Source organism: Intrasporangium zincisolvens (genome assembly GCF_034724055.1).
GTDB classification, from domain to species: domain Bacteria; phylum Actinomycetota; class Actinomycetes; order Actinomycetales; family Dermatophilaceae; genus Monashia; species Monashia zincisolvens.
This window is the reverse complement of sequence record NZ_JAWIIL010000002.1, coordinates 357,702-373,421: the sequence shown is the minus strand read 5'-3', so window position 1 is coordinate 373,421 and position 15,720 is coordinate 357,702. Positions and strand designations below refer to the sequence as shown.

Sequence of the window (15,720 nt, the reverse complement as noted above, 5' to 3'; positions counted from 1 at the left end):
CCCACCCTAGTGGTCAGGTGTCGCGCAGGATGCGGAGGTGTCCGCGGCGGCCGGACTCGACCACGCCTGCCTGCGCCTCGGCGGCCGCCTGGCCCCGGGGGTCGCCGCTGCGCTCGCTCGGGCGCGGCTGGCGCGGGCGTGCGGCCTCGCGGACGGCGTCGGCGAGGGCGAGCAGGTCGTCGCCCGCCAGCTGCGGCTCGGGGAACTCGCCGCCGACGCGGACGACGTCCCAGCCGCGCGGGGCCGTCATGCGCTCGGCGTGCTCGAGGCAGAGGTCGTAGGTGTGCGGCTCGGCGTACGTCGCGAGCGGGCCGACGACGACGGCCCGGTCGGCGTAGGCATAGGTCAGGGTCGCCACGGCAGGGCGCGCGCACCCCGTCTTCGAGCAACCACGTGTCAGACCCACGTCCGGGGACTTTAGTCGCCCGGTCGGACGAGGACGAATCACCACGCCGTCGACACGTCGACGTCCTGGCCTGACGGCGACGTGGCCCGATCTACAGTGGAGCCGTGAGCACCACGGGCAGCACCACGGGCAGCACCACCTCCCAGCCCGTCCCCCGTCGCCGGGACCGGCACGGGCGCGGTCGCCGCGGCCCCCTTGCGTGGCCGCCGGTGCCGGCCATGGTGTCGCGGCGCGACGAGTTCGACGACTATGTCCTCGACGCGGCGGCCCGGCTCGAGGCGACGTGCGGGCGCGCTTTCCCCGCAGTGGAGTTCGCGGTCGAGGACGTCCCGCGCGGGCCCGCCGCCTGGGACCACCGGGAGGTGCCGCTCGGTCGGCTCTTCGCGGCCACCGGCGCCCGGCCGGCACGGATCGTCGTCTACCGCCGACCCGTCGAGACGCGCGTCTCGGACCGTCGTGACGTCGCGGCGCTCGTCGCCGACATCGTCACCGAGCAAGTCGCCGGCCTCCTCGGGGTGTCCCCCGAGGAGCTCGACCCCGGCTTCGGCGACTGACACCGAGCGACCGACGGCGGGCACTCACCCCCCGGGCGCTGACGGCGGGCTCCGGTCTGCGCGCGCCTCAGTTGCGGACCTGGCGCACCGGCACGGACAGGGCCCGCACCGGCGCGGAGAGCACCGCCGCGATCGAGAAGGTCGGCACGCCACCGTCTCTGCCCACCACCGAGACGGCGCCCCGCACGTCGCCCCGGGTCGGCACGACCCAGACACTGTCGGCGTCGCCGAGGTCGGTGGCGACGGTCGAGCCGGCGGGGACGTCGACGGTGGAGGTGCGTGCGTCGGGGCCGGTGCCGATGCGCACCTGCGCCCGTGAGGGCGTCTCGCCGGAGGTGAGCAGCAGGCGCTTGGTCGTGCCGCCGAGCCCCGGCAGCAGGACCCCGCCCACCCCGGTGATCCGTGGCGCGGCGGCGGTCCAGGCGAAGTCGCCCATCTGGTCGCCGGTCGCGGCCCGTCGCTCGGTCCAGCCGGCGGCGACGAGCGCGTGGTCGGCGCGGACGCCCAGGCCGAACGCGCCGGTGGTCCGCGGGATCGCGACGTCGACGGTCGAGCCCGCGGGCACCCGCACGGCACGCAGCGCGTCGGGCTGGACGGGTCCGGCGTCGGTGAGCAGTCGCAGCTGCGCGAGGGCCTCGGTGGTGCCGGGATTGGCCAGGCGTGCCCAGACCGAGCCGGACGCGTCGATGCCGGGCACGACGAGGTCGGTGCCGGGAGTGGCCGCGCGGGTGGCGTCGTCGATGCCGCGGGCGGTGGCGCCGTCGATCCACTGCTCGTCGAGGACTGCCGACACGACGCCCCCGGTGGCCGAGACGTGCACGACGGGTCCGGGCTCGTCGGGTGCGACGGCGTCGAGCGACACGACGACGCGTGAGCGCGGGGCGACCGAGATGGTGCGGTCGTCCGTGCCAGGCACGCGACCCTGGCGGCCGAGCACCTCGGTGGTGACGGTGACGGCGTTGGCCCCCGGGTTGGTGACGACGACACGCTCTGTGCGGGAGGGCCCTGACCCTCCGCCGACGAGCCAGACGTCGGAGGAAGGCACCTGGCACGGGGTGACGGTGAGGCCGCGGTCGTCGTCGCCGGTGTGCTTCCACACCTGCGTGGCGACGAGCCCGGGCGCGAGTCCCCTGGTGCCGCGGGCGAACACGGCGTCGGCGCCCTGCGTCGCGGCGCTGACGAGCGACCCGGCGGCGTCGCCCTGGGCCAGCCCCGACGCGTCGGCGCCCCTCAGCAGCGTGAGGGACCCACCGTTCGGGGCGCCTGCGACGACGCCGGCATCCGGTGCGGCGGCAGCCACGGTGACCTCGCCCTCGACGTCACGCAGGCCCACACCGCCGAGGCGCTGCTGCCCCGGGCACACGAGGGTGGCGTCGTCGACGAGGACGCTCGAGGTCTCGGGCAGTCCGGCGCGCTCTTCGGGTGACGCGAGCTGCAGCGACCCGCTGACGTGCGTGGCCCCGACGGCCACCCCCGCCGCGACGACGGCCACCGCGGCGGCCCGGACGATGCCTGCGGCCCGGCTCATGCCCGCCTCCTCGAACGACGGTTGCCGAAGGGCAGCGCCATGAACACGACGAACGCGAGCAGCGCCGCCTGGCCGATGCGCCACCACGGCTGGGCCGCCGCGAGGTCGACGCGCAGCGCGCCGGCCTGTGCCGGAAGGTCGTAGGTGGGCTGGGTCGTGCCGGCGACCGGGCTCAGCCGGGCACCGTCGTAGGTGACGACCGCGTGGCCGGCCCACTCGGACGGCTCGGCGAGGACGAGGCGCCGGGGGCCCGACGCGGCCGGCAGCGTCGTGTCGACGGCGGCGTGCGGGCCGACGGTCGGGACGACGCCGAGCAGGCCGCCCGAGCGGTCGACCAGGCGGGCGCGTGACGGCGCCGTGGTGTCCTCGGCGCCCTGCGCGGCGGCGAGCGGCCGAACCTTCCAGAGCACGCCGTGCGCGCCGCTGCCGAGACGGCTCAGGCCCTCGGCGGCGTCGAGCCGGCGGGCGAGCGGGCTCTCGGCCCCTCCGGCCACCTGCACGAAGCCGATCCCGAGGCGGGCCAGGGACGAGGCGTCGAGGGCGTCGGCGGCCCGGCCGCCGACGATGGCGGCGACGGCGGACACGAGCGGCGCGTCGTCGGCGTCGGGGCGCCGGTCGAGGTCGCGGAGCAGCTCACCGGGTTCCTGGCCGGCGAGGACGAAGTCGACGACGTCGTCGGAGGGGCGCAGCAGCAGGATGCGGTTGCCGAGCGGCCCGGTGGCCTGGTCGACGGCCACCGCCGGCAGGGTGGCCTCCCCGACCGAGAGCGTGTCGCCGGCACCGCGGACGGCCCACAGGGCGGGCCCGGCGAGGACCGATCCGACGACGAGCACGACGGCCGCGACCGCTCCGGCCAGGCGCAGCCGCCCGACGCCACGGCGCAGGTGCGCGAGGACGGGACGGCTGCCGGCGAGCAGCCCGACGAGCAGGCCCGCGAGCCACAGCAGCAGGCCGACACCGGCCCACAGGTGGGCTGCGGCGGACGTGCCGACGCCGGTCTCGGCCGAGCCGAGCACCACGCGGGATCCCCCGACGGCCGCGGCCAGGCCGACGACGGCGAGCAGCGCCCCGACCGCGAGGCCGACCGACTGGGCCCGGCTGCGCGCCCGGACGGCGAGCCCGACGACCCCGAGGACGACGACCGGAGCCGCGAGCCACGCCGTCCACGACGACGCTCCCGGTTGGCCGAGGACGAGCGCGACGGGGCCCCACGGCCCGGCGTCCGAGCCCGTGGCCACGAGACCGGGCCCGGACAGCACCAGGCGCCAGTCGTCGACGAGGCGCACGACCCACGGGCCCAGCAGGGCGGTCGGCACGAGGAGCAGGACGAGGGCGCGAGCCCGGACGAGGCCGGGGCCGATGAGGAGCAGCAGGACGGCGGCTGCGACCGACACTGCGAGCAGCGGCGGCGCGAACGCCCCGACGACGGCGGTGGCCAGGGCGGTGGCGAAGGTCGCCGTGAAGGTGCCGTCGCGACGAGCCGCGAGGGCGAAGCCGGCGAGGACGAACGGCAGCAGGACGTGGGCGACGGCGAACGTCACCCGTCCGTGCGCCGTGGCCGCGAGCACGGCGGCCGCGGACCCCCACGCGATCGCGGCGACGCCGCGGGCCACGGGCGAGGTGGTGACGACGCGTCCGGCGAGGTAGGCCGACCACGTCGCGAGGGCCGGCGCGAGCACGAGCAGCCAGGCGATCGTCAGGCCGGCGCTCGAGCGGCCCTCGGCCACGCCGGGGACCTGCTCGGCGAGCCACGTCAGGGCCGAGAGCACCGCGAGGTGCGGGCCGGCGTCGACGCCCGTGCCCAGGCCCGAGCCGTGCCAGGCGTCGAGGAAGGCGTGCCAGAGCCCGTCGGCCCCCGTGGCGACGGGGTGCAGCTCGGCACCGGCCAGGCCGGTGTGCGACGGCGAGAGGCCGCCGGCGCGGATCGTGTCGCGCCACGCCGCGGCGCTCGCGACGAGGACGGCGGCGACCGCGAGGAAGCCCGGATGGGTCAGGACGCGACGCCCGATCGAGGCCGGCAGGCCGGCCAGCGAGTCGGTGTCGTCGGCGGTCGGGCCCGTCTCGGTGGTGGGCGCGGCCTCTCGGCGGGCGGCGCGCTCGGGGGCGACGGCGTCCTGGAAGTGGTCCAGCGTCGTGCGCGCGGCCACGGACGGCGGGACGAAGAGCGTCGCCAGGTGGTCGCGGCGCAGGCGTTTGGTGGACCGCCCGCGCCAGCGCGCGGCGGTCGTCGAGGCTGGGTGCCACAGGGCGGCGACGTCGGACAGCTCGCGCCAGGCGAGCCGCGGCCGCTTGGCCACGAGGAGCCCGAGGGCCGCGAGGACGCTCGACACGGCGAGCCAGACGGCGAGGAACGGGGCGACGAGCGGGGTGCAGCGGGCGAGCGTCACCTGGCGCGCGGCGCGGCGCGAGCGCCGCTCGACCTCACGCGGCCGTGGGCTTCCGGGGCGGGCGCCGTCGACGCCGGCCGACGCGTCACGCACGACGGCTCCGGGCACGACGACGACGCGGTGACCGGCGAGCTGCGCCCGCCAGCCGAGGTCGAGGTCGGCTCCGTACTCGGTGAAGGCGGGGTCGAACCCGCCGAGGTCGTCCCACACGGAACGGCGCACGAGCATCCCGGCCGTGCTCACGGCGAGGACGTCGGTGCGGTGGTCGTACTGGCCCTGGTCGGCCTCTCCGCGCGCCGGGCGGCCGAGCCGGCGACCCGTGCGGGTGATCTGGATGCCGAGCTCGACAAGGCGGCGCGGGTCGTCCCAGGCGACGAGCTTGGGCCCGGCGATCCCGACCGACGGCGAGCGCAGGCCCTCCTGGAGCAGGCGGGCGAGCGCAGTCGGCTCGGGGACGGTGTCGTCGTGCAGCAGCCACGCCCACTCGGGGCGGACGCCGCGGTCACCGTCGGCGCGCAGGTGCTCCATGGCGGCCTCGACGGCGAGTCCGAGCGGGACGCGCGAGGGCAGGCGCAGGACGTCGACGGGCACGACCCGGCGGACCCGCGCGTGCGCCTGCGCGATCGCCGCCGACGTGTCGCTGCTCGCGACGTCGACGACGAGAAGACGGGCGGGCGGCAGTGTCTGGGAGGCGATCCCGTCCAGACACTGCGCCAGCCACGTCGCACCGTTGTGCACGACGACGATCGCGTCGACCATCGCGCTGGGTCGGGGTCCGGTGGAGGGTGCGGACATCGACCCGGGCGCGGCGCCCCGGGGGGCGCTGTGGTCCTCGGCGAGCTCGTCTGGCACAGCGGTCACGTTCACCCGGACACCGGCTGGGGCCCGGGCCCTGCGACCACGGTCAGACCGCGCGCTTCTTCAGCTTGCGGCGCTCCCGCTCGGACAGACCGCCCCAGATCCCGAAGCGCTCGTCGTTCGCGAGGGCGTACTCCAGGCACTCGGCTCGCACCTCGCACCCGACGCAGACCTTCTTGGCCTCGCGGGTGGAGCCGCCCTTCTCGGGGAAGAACGCCTCCGGGTCGGTCTGGGCGCAGAGCGAGCGCTCCTGCCAGGAGAGCTCACCCTCCTCCGTACCGACGTCCGACATAACCACCATCAGCTCGTGCATGACCCCTCCTCGACCCTGACTCCTTGTGTGTCAGCACTCGCTGTACCCGGCGGCACCGTTCCCCTGGCACTGGACCCCACCCCACGTGGGTTCCACCTGCCGCGGTACCGACCCCGACGAGTACAACAATGAAATTACATGTGTGTCATATGCCCTACGTCAAGCCCGTTAGTGATATTCGATCGAACTCGGTGAGGCGCTTCCGTGCCTGTGGTAGACAAGCGTCCGACCCATCTTCTGAGGCGTCCGGCCGGTGCTGAGAGGATCGGTCCCATGCGCATCACTGCCCTCGCCGGAGGCGTCGGCGGCGCCCGGTTCCTCCGCGGGCTGCTCCGCCACGTCCACTCCCCCGCGTCCGTCCTCGGCGACGAGCCGGTCGAGCTGACCGTCATCGGCAACACCGGCGACGACATCACGCTCTTCGGCCTGCGGGTCTGTCCCGACCTCGACACGCTGCTCTACACGCTCGGCGGATCGGTCCACGAGGGCCAGGGCTGGGGTCGGGCCGACGAGTCGCACCACCTCGCCGAGGAGCTCGCGGCGCTCGGTGCGACGCCGCAGTGGTTCACCCTCGGCGACAAGGACTTCGCCACCCACGTGTACCGCTCGCAGCTGCTCGGCCAGGGCCTGCCCCTGTCGGCGGTCGTCGACCGACTGGCCGCCCGGTGGGGCCTGCCCGATCAGGGCGTGCGCCTCCTGCCGATGACCGACACCCCCGTCGAGACCCACGTCGTGGTCGACGAGGGCGACGGCCCGCGAGCGATCCACTTCCAGGAGTGGTGGGTGCGCCACCGGGCCGAGCTGCCCGCCGAGCGCTTCGTCGTCGCCGGCCTCGACGCCGCGGCCCCCGCCCCCGGGGTCCTCGACGCGCTGCGCGACGCCGACGTCATCCTCCTGCCGCCGAGCAACCCCGTCGTGTCGATCGGCATCGTCCTGGGCGTCCCCGGCGTGCGTGACGCCCTCCGCGGCAGCCGGGCGCCCGTCGTCGGCGTCTCGCCCCTCGTCGGCGGACGACCCGTGCGCGGCCACGCCGACGTGTGCCTGCGCACCATCGGCGTCGAGGAGTCGAGCGGCGGCGTCGCGGGCCTCTACGCCGACTTCCTCGACGGCTGGCTCGTCTCCGAGGACGACCCGATGCCGCCGCGGCGCGGCCTCGAGGTCGTCCACCGACCGCTGCTCATGAGCTCGCCCGACGCCGCGGCCGACCTCGCCGGCGCGGCCCTCGACCTCGGGCTGCGGCTGCGCGCCACGAGGACGCCCGCGTGACGACGCCGGCCTCCCCGACGACGCCCGACCCGGTCGGCATGGTCGGCATGGTCGGCACGGTCGGCGTCATCAGCGTCCTGCCCCTCACCGGTATCCCCGAGGTGCGCGAGGGCGACGACCTCGCCGACGTCGTCACGGACGGCCTCGCCCACGCCGGCCTGCGGCTCGAGGACGGCGACGTCGTCGTCGTCTCGAGCAAGATCGCGAGCAAGTCGCTCGGCCTGGTCACGCACGACCCGGACAAGGACCGCGTCGTCCACGCCGAGACCGAGTACGTCGTGGCCGAGCGGTCCCTCGGCGACCGGGTCACCCGCGTCGTGCGCGCCAAGGCCGGGCCGATCATGGCCGCGGCGGGCGTCGACGGCTCGAACACCGGCGACCGCGGTGGGTGGCTGCTGCTGCCGCACGACCCCGACGGCATCTGCGCCGAGCTGCACGACGCGCTCGTGGCAAGGCACGGCGTCCGTCTCGGAGTCGTCCTGTCCGACACCGCCGGCCGACCGTGGCGCGTCGGCCAGGTCGACTTCGCCCTGGGCGCCCACGGCGTCCGCGCGCTCGACGACCTCCGCGGCGCCGTCGACGCCGACGGCAAGCCCCTCGAGGTCACGACGCGGTGCGTGGCCGACGAGGTGGCCGCGGCCGCCGACCTCGCAAAGGGCAAGGTCAGTGCCGTGCCCGTCGCCGTGGTGCGCGGGCTCGTGGGCGCCCTAGTCGACGAGCCGCTGACGGCGCACCCGCGCGGGCGCGACCTCGTGCGCACCGGCCCCGGCGACTGGTTCGGCTACGGCCGCGTCGAGGCCGTCCGCGCGGCTCTCGGCGTCGAGCCGGGCAGCGCGGACGCCCTCTCCGTCGGGATCGCGCCCGCCGGCCCCGACACCCGCGTCGACGCCGTGTCACGGGCCGTACGAGCCGCCCTGCACGGCGTCGAGTCCGCCACGGCCGACGTCGGACCGCTCACCGTGACGCTCGGCGCCGACACCGCGTACGAGCTCGGCCGGGCCACGGCGCGGTTCGAGGTGGCGCTGTGGGCCGAGGGGCTGCGCGGCGAGGCCGACGTACCCGCGGCCGACGGCCTGTCGGTGCTCGTCCACGTGTCGGCCGCCGAGGTCCGCTGACACGAATGACCCGACCTGACCCGACGCTGAGGCGTCCCGTCAGCCGTTGGTGAAGACGACCTTGCCGAAGACGTCGCCGTCGACCATGCGGGCGAAGCCGTCGCGAGCGTCCGCGAGCGGCATGACGGAGTCGACGACCGGCTCGATGCCCGCCGTGACGACGAGCTGGGCCAGGCGCGCCAGCTCCTCGCGGGTGCCCATCGTCGACCCGACGACGCGCAGCTGCTTGAAGAAGATCTTCGTCAGCTCCGCCTTGGCCGGCGCGTCACCGGACGTCGCGCCGGAGATGACGATGGTGCCGCCGGGGTTGAGTGAGTTGACCGAGTGCGACCAGGTCGCGGCACCGACGGTCTCCATGACGGCGTCGACGCGCTCGGGCAGGCGCTCGCCGGAGGCGAAGACGCGGTCGGCACCGATGTCGAGGGCGCGCGCGCCCCGGGCCTCGTCGCGAGAGGTGACCCACATCCGGTATCCGGCGGCCGAGCCGAGCTGGACGAGCGCCGTCGCGACACCGCCGCCCGCGCCCTGCACGAGGACCGTGCCGCCGGGGCGCACGCCGGAGTTCGTGAAGAGCATCCGGTAGGCCGTGAGCCACGCCGTGGACAGGCATGCGGCCGTCTCCCACGACATGCCCTCCGGCTTCGGCACGAGGTTGGCGGTCGGCACGGCGACCTTCTCCGCCAGCGTGCCGTCGTGCAGCTCGGACAGCAGGGTGCGCCGTGGGTCGAGCGTCTCGTCGCCGCGCCAGCCCTCCGTGGGCACGACCGCGTGCACGATCACCTCGCGGCCGTCCGCGTCGACGCCGGCACCGTCGCAGCCCAGGACCATGGGCAGCCGGTCCGCGGGGAGGCCGACGCCGCGCAGCGACCACACGTCGTGGTGGTTGAGGGCGGCCGCCCGCAGGTCGACGACCGACCAGCCGGGCCGCGCCTCGGGATCGGGGCGCTCGCCGACGACGAGGCCGGAGAGCGGGTCGGACGAGGACTGACTGGCGGCGTAGGCGGCGAGCATCCCTGCACCATAGTGAGCGGGCCCCCGACGCGGCCCCGGTAGGGTGCGGGCCGTGACCGACGACACCCGGACCGAGGCCGTCCTGCCAGACGCCTCCCCCAGCACTGTCCCGAGCGCTCCGGCGGCCCCTTCGGCGGCTCTACGTGGCCCGCGTGGCCAGCGGGGCGTCGAGGCCCGCTCGGTCGCCCACGTCGCAGTCTTCGCGGCCCTGCTCGTCGCGACGGCCGTCGTGCCGGGCATCCCGGTCGGCGGCCTCGGCGTGCCGATCACGCTGCAGACGCTCGGCGTCCTGCTGACCGGTCTCGTCCTCGGCCCGGGCCGCGGGGCGCTCGCGGTGCTCGTCTACCTCGCCATCGGCTTCGTCGGCTTCCCGGTCTTCAGCAAGGGCCAGTCGGGCCTGCAGGTCCTGAGCGGCCCGACGGCCGGCTACCTCGTGTCGTTCCTCCTCGCGGCCCTCGTCGCCGGCGCCGGTGCGGCGCTCGTCGTGCGACGCACCGACCGACACTGGTGGGTGCCGCTGCTCGCCACCGTCGCCGCGGTCACCTCGGTCGCGGTCATCCACGTGCTGGGCGTCGCCGGACTCGTCGTCAACCTGCACCTGCCGCTGTCGGCCGCCGTCGCGGCAGACCTGCCCTTCCTGCCCGGCGACCTCCTCAAGGGGCTTGTCGCCGCCGTGGCGGCCGCCGCTGTGCACCGGGCCTTCCCGGACGTCCTCGTCCGCGCCCGACGCCGCCAGCGCGGGGCGTGACACCGGGATCACCGGCGGGTGGCCGCAGCCGCCTCCGCCTCCAAGGCGCCACGGTCACCGTGCCCGTCGACGGCGACTCCGCCCGTCGTGAGCGGACGATCCTCGGCCCGGTCGACCTCGAGCTGACCGAACGCCGCGTCTCCGTCGTCGGCGCCAACGGCTCGGGCAAGTCCACCCTGCTCCGGCTCCTCAACGGGCTCGTCCTGCCCACGAGCGGCTCCGTCGACGTCGACGGCCTCGACACCGCGCACGACGGCTCCCGCGTGCGCCGCCGCATCGCCTTCGCCTTCACCGACCCGCTCTCCCAGCTCGTCATGCCGACGGGGCGCGAGGACGTCGAGCTCTCGCTGCGCCGCGTGCACCGCTCGCGCGCCGAGCGCCGGTCCGCCGCCGAGGCGGTGCTCGGCCGCTTCGGCCTGACCCACCTCGCCGACCGGAGCGTGCACGAGCTGTCCGGTGGCGAGCGACAGCTCATGGCGCTCGCCGTCGTCCTCGCCACCGAGCCGGCAGTCCTCGTCCTCGACGAACCGACGACGCTGCTCGACCTGCGCAACACCGCGCTGCTGCGCCGCCTGCTCGCCGGCCTCGAACAGCTGCTCGTCGTCGCGACCCACGACCTCGACCTCGCCCTCGACGCCGACCGCACGCTCGTCGTCGACGCCGGACGCGTCGTCTTCGACGGGGCGCCGGCGCAGGCCGTCGACCACTACCGCGCGCTCGCGTCCCGACCGTGAACAGCGCCGGCCTCTTCGCCGCACACCTTCCGGGCAGCTCACCGGTGCACCGGGCGCCCTTGTGGCTCAAGGTCACCGGCGTCCTGGCCGTCGGCGTCGTGCCGTGGTTGACCCACTCCCTGGCGCCGCTGCTCGTCACCCTCGGGCTGGTCCTCGCGGTGGCGGCGCTGGCCCAGCTACCCCCGCGCCGGCTGGCGCGGTCGCTCCGCGCGATCGCCCCGGTGCTCGTCCTGCTGCTGGCGTTCCAGTGGTGGGCGCAGGGCCCCACCTACGCGGTGGGGGTCGTCCTCGGGATCGCCAACGCCTACCTCGCGGCCGGCATCCTCACCGCCACGACGCCGGTCACCGACCTGCTCGACGGCGTCGTCCGGGGCGCACGGCCGCTGCGCCGCCTCGTCGACCCGGAGGTCGTCGCCCTGACGCTCGCCGTCGTCGTGCGCTCGGTGCCGTGGGTGGCCGGGTCGTTCACCTCGGTGCGCGACGCGGCCCGGGCCCGAGGGCTCGAGCGCAGCCCACGCGCGGTCGTCGTGCCGGCGGCGCTGCGCGTCGTCGCCTACGCCCGGTCCACGGGCGAGGCCCTCGCGGCGCGTGGGCTGACCGACCCCGACGAGCCCGAACATCCCGACGACCGCGCCTGACGCGTCCGGCATCCCGGACGCGCCAGGCGCGTGAGTGATCGACCGACGCTACGGCGCGAGCGCCGCGACGGCGCGCGCCACCGCGGGGGCGACACGCTCGTCGAAGACGCTCGGCACGACGCGCTCGGCGGTGGGCTCCTCGACGAGCCCGGCGATCGCGTACGCGGCGGCCAGCTTCATGTCCTCGGTGATCTCGCGGGCACCGGAGTCGAGCGCCCCCCGGAAGATGCCGGGGAAGGCGAGGACGTTGTTGATCTGGTTCGGGAAGTCCGAGCGACCGGTGGCGACGACCTCGGCGAACCGCGTCGCGACACTCGGGTGCACCTCGGGGTCGGGGTTGGCGAGGGCGAAGATGACCGCCCGCGGCGCCATCCGCAGCAGGTCGCGCTCGGCGACCGTGCCTCCCGAGACCCCGACGAGGACGTCGGCTCCCTCGAGCGCGTCGCCGAGGGTGCCGGTGACGCCACGGCGGTTGGTCACGGCGGCGAGGTCGGCCTTGTGCGGCGCCAGGTCCTCACGGTCGGGACCGAGCACGCCACGCGAGTCGGCCACGACGACCTCACCGACGCCGGCGGCCAGCAGGATCCGGCTCACCGCCACGCCCGCGGCCCCGGCCCCGGACACGACGACGGTGACGTCGGCGAGGGCCTTGTCGACGACGCGCACCGCGTTGACGAGCGCCGCCAGGGCGACGATCGCCGTACCGTGCTGATCGTCGTGGAAGACCGGGATGTCGAGCCGCTCGCGCAGCCGTCGCTCGATCTCGAAGCAGCGCGGCGCCGAGATGTCCTCGAGGTTGATGCCGCCGTACGTGGGCGCGATGCGCGCCACGGCGTCGACGATCTCCTCGACGGTGCCGGTCTCCATGCACACCGGCACGGCGTCGACGCCGGCGAAGTGCTTGAAGAGGACGGCCTTGCCCTCCATGACGGGCATGGCGGCGAGCGGGCCGACGTCACCGAGGCCGAGCACCGCGGTGCCGTCGCTGACGACCGCCACCGTGTTGCGGCGCGTCGTGTAGACCGCCGCGAGCGTCGGGTCGGCGGCGATGGCACGCGAGACGTCGGCGACGCCGGGCGTGTACAGCAGGGCAAGGTCGGCTGCGTCACGCAGCTCGGACGTGGCGTGTACCCCGAGCTTGCCGCCCACGTGGGCCCGGAAGACCGGGTCCATCGGGTCGACGAGCTGGCTGGTGGGCAACGCACTCATGACGGAACACCTCGTTCGCGTGGGAGAGAAGAGGGCAGGGCTGCCCTCGCTGGGTGGAGCGGTGCGGGGGTCTTGCCTGCACGTCGTCGTACGCGTCCGGGGGTTGCCCGATTCCCGACAGTCTGGCACGCCCCGACGCGCCACCCAAGGGTCGGCGACGACCTGTGACGGCCGTCTCACGGCTGCCACGGCCCGTCGACCGGCGTCGGCGGGCGTCAGTCGAGTGTCAGTCCTGGTGCGTGGAGCCCAGGATGCCGAGCAGTGCGTCCACCACCCGCGGGTCGTACTCGTACCCCAGGCCGAGGTAGATGCGCTCGACCGCCGCCTCACGGGCCCGGGCGCTCCTGGCGCCGGCCGTGAGGTCCTCGTAGGCGTTGACGACCTTGAGGATGCGGCTCGTCAGCGGGATCTCCTCACCGAGCTCTCGCACCTGCCGGTACGGCGTCGTCTGGTGCTCGAGGATCCGGGCCGCCCCCTCGAAGACGCCGGTCTCGCGGACGATGGCCACCGAGTCGGCGGCGATCCGCCGCTGGTCGGCGGGCGCGGCCAGCACCGTGGCCCCGCCCGGGATCGGCTCGACGAGGGCCACCTGGCCGATGTCGTGCAGCAGGGCCGCGTACTCGAGGTCGAGCAGGTCACGCTCCGACACACCCAGCTGCCGGCCGACGCGCACCGAGAGGGCCGCCACCCGCTCCGAGTGCCCCGACGGGGTGTAGCCGGCGGCGTCGGTGAGGCGCGAGAGCGTCCGGATGCTCTGCAGGTAGGTGGCACGGATGCTGACGTAGCGACGGAACGCGAAGAGCGTCAGCACGAGCGGGAGGATGAACAGCGGCAGGGCCATGACCCCGAGCGTCGGGAGGGCGAGCGCCACCAGCACCCCAGTGACCGCGACAGCACCCGACAGCGCGAACGAGGACCGGGCCTCGTCGACGAACGTGCGCCGGAGGTCGGCCGTTGCCATGGCGCGCAGGACCGAGGTGAAGAGCGTGTCGGCGACGAGGGCCGCGACGCAGATGGCGAGCATGAGCATGGCCCGTTGCCAGGGCACGAGGGCGTCGTCGTGCGGCGGCCCGCCGGGGCTCTGGCCGAGGTGCATGTTGCGGTAGAGCAGGGCCGCGACGGCGACGGCGACGAAGCGGCCGGTGGTCTCGACGAGGCTGACCTCCCGCCCCCCCAGCACCCGCGCGCCCGCCCCGAGCGCCATCGACACCGACGTCACCGCCAGGACGTAGGGCGTCGAGAACGCCACCTCGACGTTCCCGACGTGGACGGCGAAGGCGAAGGCGAGCGCGGTTGCGGTGGAGATCGGCGCCGACCCGCGGAAGCCCGGGGCCGACAGCTGGAACCACTCCCCGAGCACGATGGTCAACGCGAAGGCCGCGGTGACGAGCAAGGCGACCTGCCCGTCGAGGCCGGGCGAGTCGCCGGTGCCCACGGTCACCGCGACGCTGAGGACCAGCCCGAGCAGGCCGACGACGAGCGCCACGGGGTCGCGGTAGAGCGCCAGCCTCACGCGGGGCTCACCGTGCCTGCACCGGTCGGCAGGCCGTGCTTGTCGAGAGCCGCCCACGCGGCGTCGACCACGGTCGGGTCGAAGCGACCGGTGTCGGTCGTGAGCATCCGGTAGAGCTCGGCCGAGGGCTGTCCACCCACGACATCCTCCGCCATGGCCGCCTCGATCGCCGTGGAGACGGCGACGACGCGCGCCGCGACGGGGATGTCGGCGCCGGTGAGCCCGTCGGGGAGCCCGTGCCCGTCGAACCGCTCACCCTGGTGGCGGACACCGGAGCGGGCGTCCTCCAGGAAGTCGATGCCCTCGATCATCCGGGCGCCCATGACGCTGTGCCGGTCGACGACGCGCCGCTCGGACTCCGTCAGGGCGCCGGGAGACCTGCGCAGCAGGCGCGTCGGCACGCCGAGGTGGCCGATCTCGTGGAGCGTTGCGGCGTAGGTGACGGTCGCGATCTGGCGCGGGCCGAGGCCAAGCTCCTCTGCGGTCCACTCCGCGAGCTGGGCCACCCGGGCGCTGCGCTCGACGGCGGGCGGCTCCTTGGTGCCGAGCGAGGTCACGAGCGTCTCGACGACCCGCTCGTGGGAACGCTGCTCCTCGCCGAACTGCACGAAGGCCCACCGGGCCGCGAGCAGCGGCGCCATGACGAGCAGGGCGCTGAAGGCCCCGAGGCCGGCGGGGTACCAGAGGACGACGAAGAGGAAGCCGATGACGCCGTAACCGATGTAGGCGACGCCCGAGCTGACGAGGATCCGGCGGACGAAGACCCAGAACGGCACCTGTTGCGACAGCGTGACGGCACCGGCCAGCAGGACGGCGTTGATGAGGCACTGGACGACGTCGGCGACCATGAGCGGCAGCCCAACCCTGGTCGCGAGGCCGGAGAACCCGGTGACCGCGTCGAGGGAGGACGCACCCCCGCAGACGATGTAGACCATCGCGCCGCCGGCGCCGATGATGCTCGTCATCGCGGCATTGAAGAGCCGCTGGAACCACCGGATCCGATGGTCGCGCTCGACGGCCTGCGATACGAGGCCGACGAACCAGGCGCCGAAGGGACCGAGGATGACGCCGGAGGCGAGCAGGATGATCGAGGCGAACGAGAAGCCGATGCGCGAGGTGACCGACGGCTCACGAACCGTGTAGCTGAGGACGCTCATCGCCGACAGCAGGAGGAGCGGCCCGACCTCAGGGCGGCGGCCGTAGACCCAGGAGAGGACCCCGACGGCGAGCGCCACGGCCACGACGAGGGCGATGTAGTACGGCAGCAGCCGGGAGGGCGGCTGCGCCTCGGGTCTCGTGGTCACGTACTAGGGGTAGACGACAACAGTTCGGTCCCGCAACCGCAAGCGGGACGGGACCGAACCGAGGATGTGGACGAGGGTGCGCTCAGCCCCAGGTCCAGACATTCGCGAAGAACGTGAGGGTCTTGGCAGTGAAGTC

The 15,720-nt window shown here is 75.0% G+C and carries 14 protein-coding genes; 6 read left to right on the top strand and 8 right to left on the bottom strand.

Features of this window, described 5'->3' with window-relative positions:
- Positions 1–13: 13 nt before the first annotated feature.
- Positions 14–406 carry a DUF3499 domain-containing protein gene (locus tag RY076_RS06055; protein WP_323096692.1) on the bottom strand — a complete coding sequence of 131 codons (393 nt, stop codon included), beginning with the start codon at positions 404–406 and terminating at the stop codon, positions 14–16.
- Positions 407–510: 104 nt separating this feature from the next.
- On the opposite strand from RY076_RS06055, the gene RY076_RS06050 reads away from it, so the two are divergent.
- On the top strand, positions 511–960 hold the full coding sequence (locus RY076_RS06050; RefSeq protein ID WP_323096691.1) for a metallopeptidase family protein: 450 nt from the start codon (positions 511–513) through the stop codon (positions 958–960).
- A gap of 67 nt (positions 961–1,027) precedes the next feature.
- Here the strand turns inward: RY076_RS06050 and RY076_RS06045 are convergent, their stop codons facing one another.
- From RY076_RS06045 to RY076_RS06035, 3 genes are read right to left on the bottom strand one after another with little or no spacing between them, the layout of a single operon-like run.
- The gene (locus RY076_RS06045) at positions 1,028–2,488 is read right to left on the bottom strand and encodes a DUF5719 family protein (protein WP_323096690.1); all 1,461 of its coding nucleotides are present in this window, start codon (positions 2,486–2,488) and stop codon (positions 1,028–1,030) included.
- Positions 2,485–5,736 (bottom strand): glycosyltransferase family 2 protein, encoded by a 3,252-nt coding sequence (locus RY076_RS06040; protein WP_323096689.1) that lies wholly within the window; start codon positions 5,734–5,736, stop codon positions 2,485–2,487. Before RY076_RS06040 ends, RY076_RS06045 begins: the two co-directional genes overlap by 4 nt.
- A gap of 43 nt (positions 5,737–5,779) precedes the next feature.
- Entirely contained in the window at positions 5,780–6,046 is a 267-nt protein-coding gene (locus RY076_RS06035; protein ID WP_076258264.1) for a WhiB family transcriptional regulator, read from the bottom strand.
- Between the two features lie 273 nt (positions 6,047–6,319).
- Between RY076_RS06035 and cofD the strand changes: the two genes are divergently transcribed.
- Both cofD and RY076_RS06025 read left to right on the top strand, forming a co-directional pair.
- Positions 6,320–7,312: a 2-phospho-L-lactate transferase gene (gene cofD / locus RY076_RS06030; protein WP_323096688.1), complete on the top strand. Its 993-nt coding sequence runs from the start codon at positions 6,320–6,322 to the stop codon at positions 7,310–7,312.
- Positions 7,309–8,427: a coenzyme F420-0:L-glutamate ligase gene (locus RY076_RS06025; RefSeq protein WP_323096687.1), complete on the top strand. Its 1,119-nt coding sequence runs from the start codon at positions 7,309–7,311 to the stop codon at positions 8,425–8,427. Before cofD ends, RY076_RS06025 begins: the two co-directional genes overlap by 4 nt.
- Positions 8,428–8,466: 39 nt before the next feature.
- Here the strand turns inward: RY076_RS06025 and RY076_RS06020 are convergent, their stop codons facing one another.
- Positions 8,467–9,438, bottom strand: a complete 972-nt coding sequence (locus RY076_RS06020) for a zinc-binding dehydrogenase (protein ID WP_323096686.1) — start codon at positions 9,436–9,438, stop codon at positions 8,467–8,469.
- A 52-nt stretch (positions 9,439–9,490) separates the two neighbouring features.
- Between RY076_RS06020 and RY076_RS06015 the strand changes: the two genes are divergently transcribed.
- The 3 genes from RY076_RS06015 to RY076_RS06005 are packed head-to-tail and all read left to right on the top strand — an operon-like array spanning position 9,491 to position 11,558.
- Positions 9,491–10,186 (top strand): biotin transporter BioY, encoded by a 696-nt coding sequence (locus tag RY076_RS06015; RefSeq protein ID WP_323096685.1) that lies wholly within the window; start codon positions 9,491–9,493, stop codon positions 10,184–10,186.
- Positions 10,187–10,245: 59 nt separating this feature from the next.
- Complete coding sequence (locus tag RY076_RS06010; protein WP_323096683.1) at positions 10,246–10,920, top strand: energy-coupling factor ABC transporter ATP-binding protein; 675 nt, start codon at positions 10,246–10,248, stop codon at positions 10,918–10,920.
- Positions 10,917–11,558, top strand: coding sequence for an energy-coupling factor transporter transmembrane component T family protein (locus tag RY076_RS06005; RefSeq protein ID WP_323096682.1), 642 nt, complete (start codon positions 10,917–10,919; stop codon positions 11,556–11,558). The genes RY076_RS06010 and RY076_RS06005 overlap by 4 nt, the downstream gene beginning before the upstream one ends.
- Before the next feature lie 48 nt (positions 11,559–11,606).
- On the opposite strand, the gene RY076_RS06000 is transcribed toward RY076_RS06005, so the two are convergent.
- The 3 genes from RY076_RS06000 to RY076_RS05990 form a co-directional block, all read right to left on the bottom strand.
- Positions 11,607–12,767 carry an NAD(P)-dependent malic enzyme gene (locus tag RY076_RS06000; RefSeq protein ID WP_323096681.1) on the bottom strand — a complete coding sequence of 387 codons (1,161 nt, stop codon included), beginning with the start codon at positions 12,765–12,767 and terminating at the stop codon, positions 11,607–11,609.
- 226 nt (positions 12,768–12,993) lie between these two features.
- A complete protein-coding gene (locus RY076_RS05995; protein ID WP_323096680.1) occupies positions 12,994–14,280 on the bottom strand; it encodes an HD-GYP domain-containing protein in 1,287 nt (428 codons plus the stop codon).
- Positions 14,277–15,584, bottom strand: coding sequence for an HD-GYP domain-containing protein (locus RY076_RS05990; protein WP_323096679.1), 1,308 nt, complete (start codon positions 15,582–15,584; stop codon positions 14,277–14,279). The genes RY076_RS05995 and RY076_RS05990 overlap by 4 nt, the downstream gene beginning before the upstream one ends.
- Positions 15,585–15,720 lie beyond the last annotated feature (136 nt).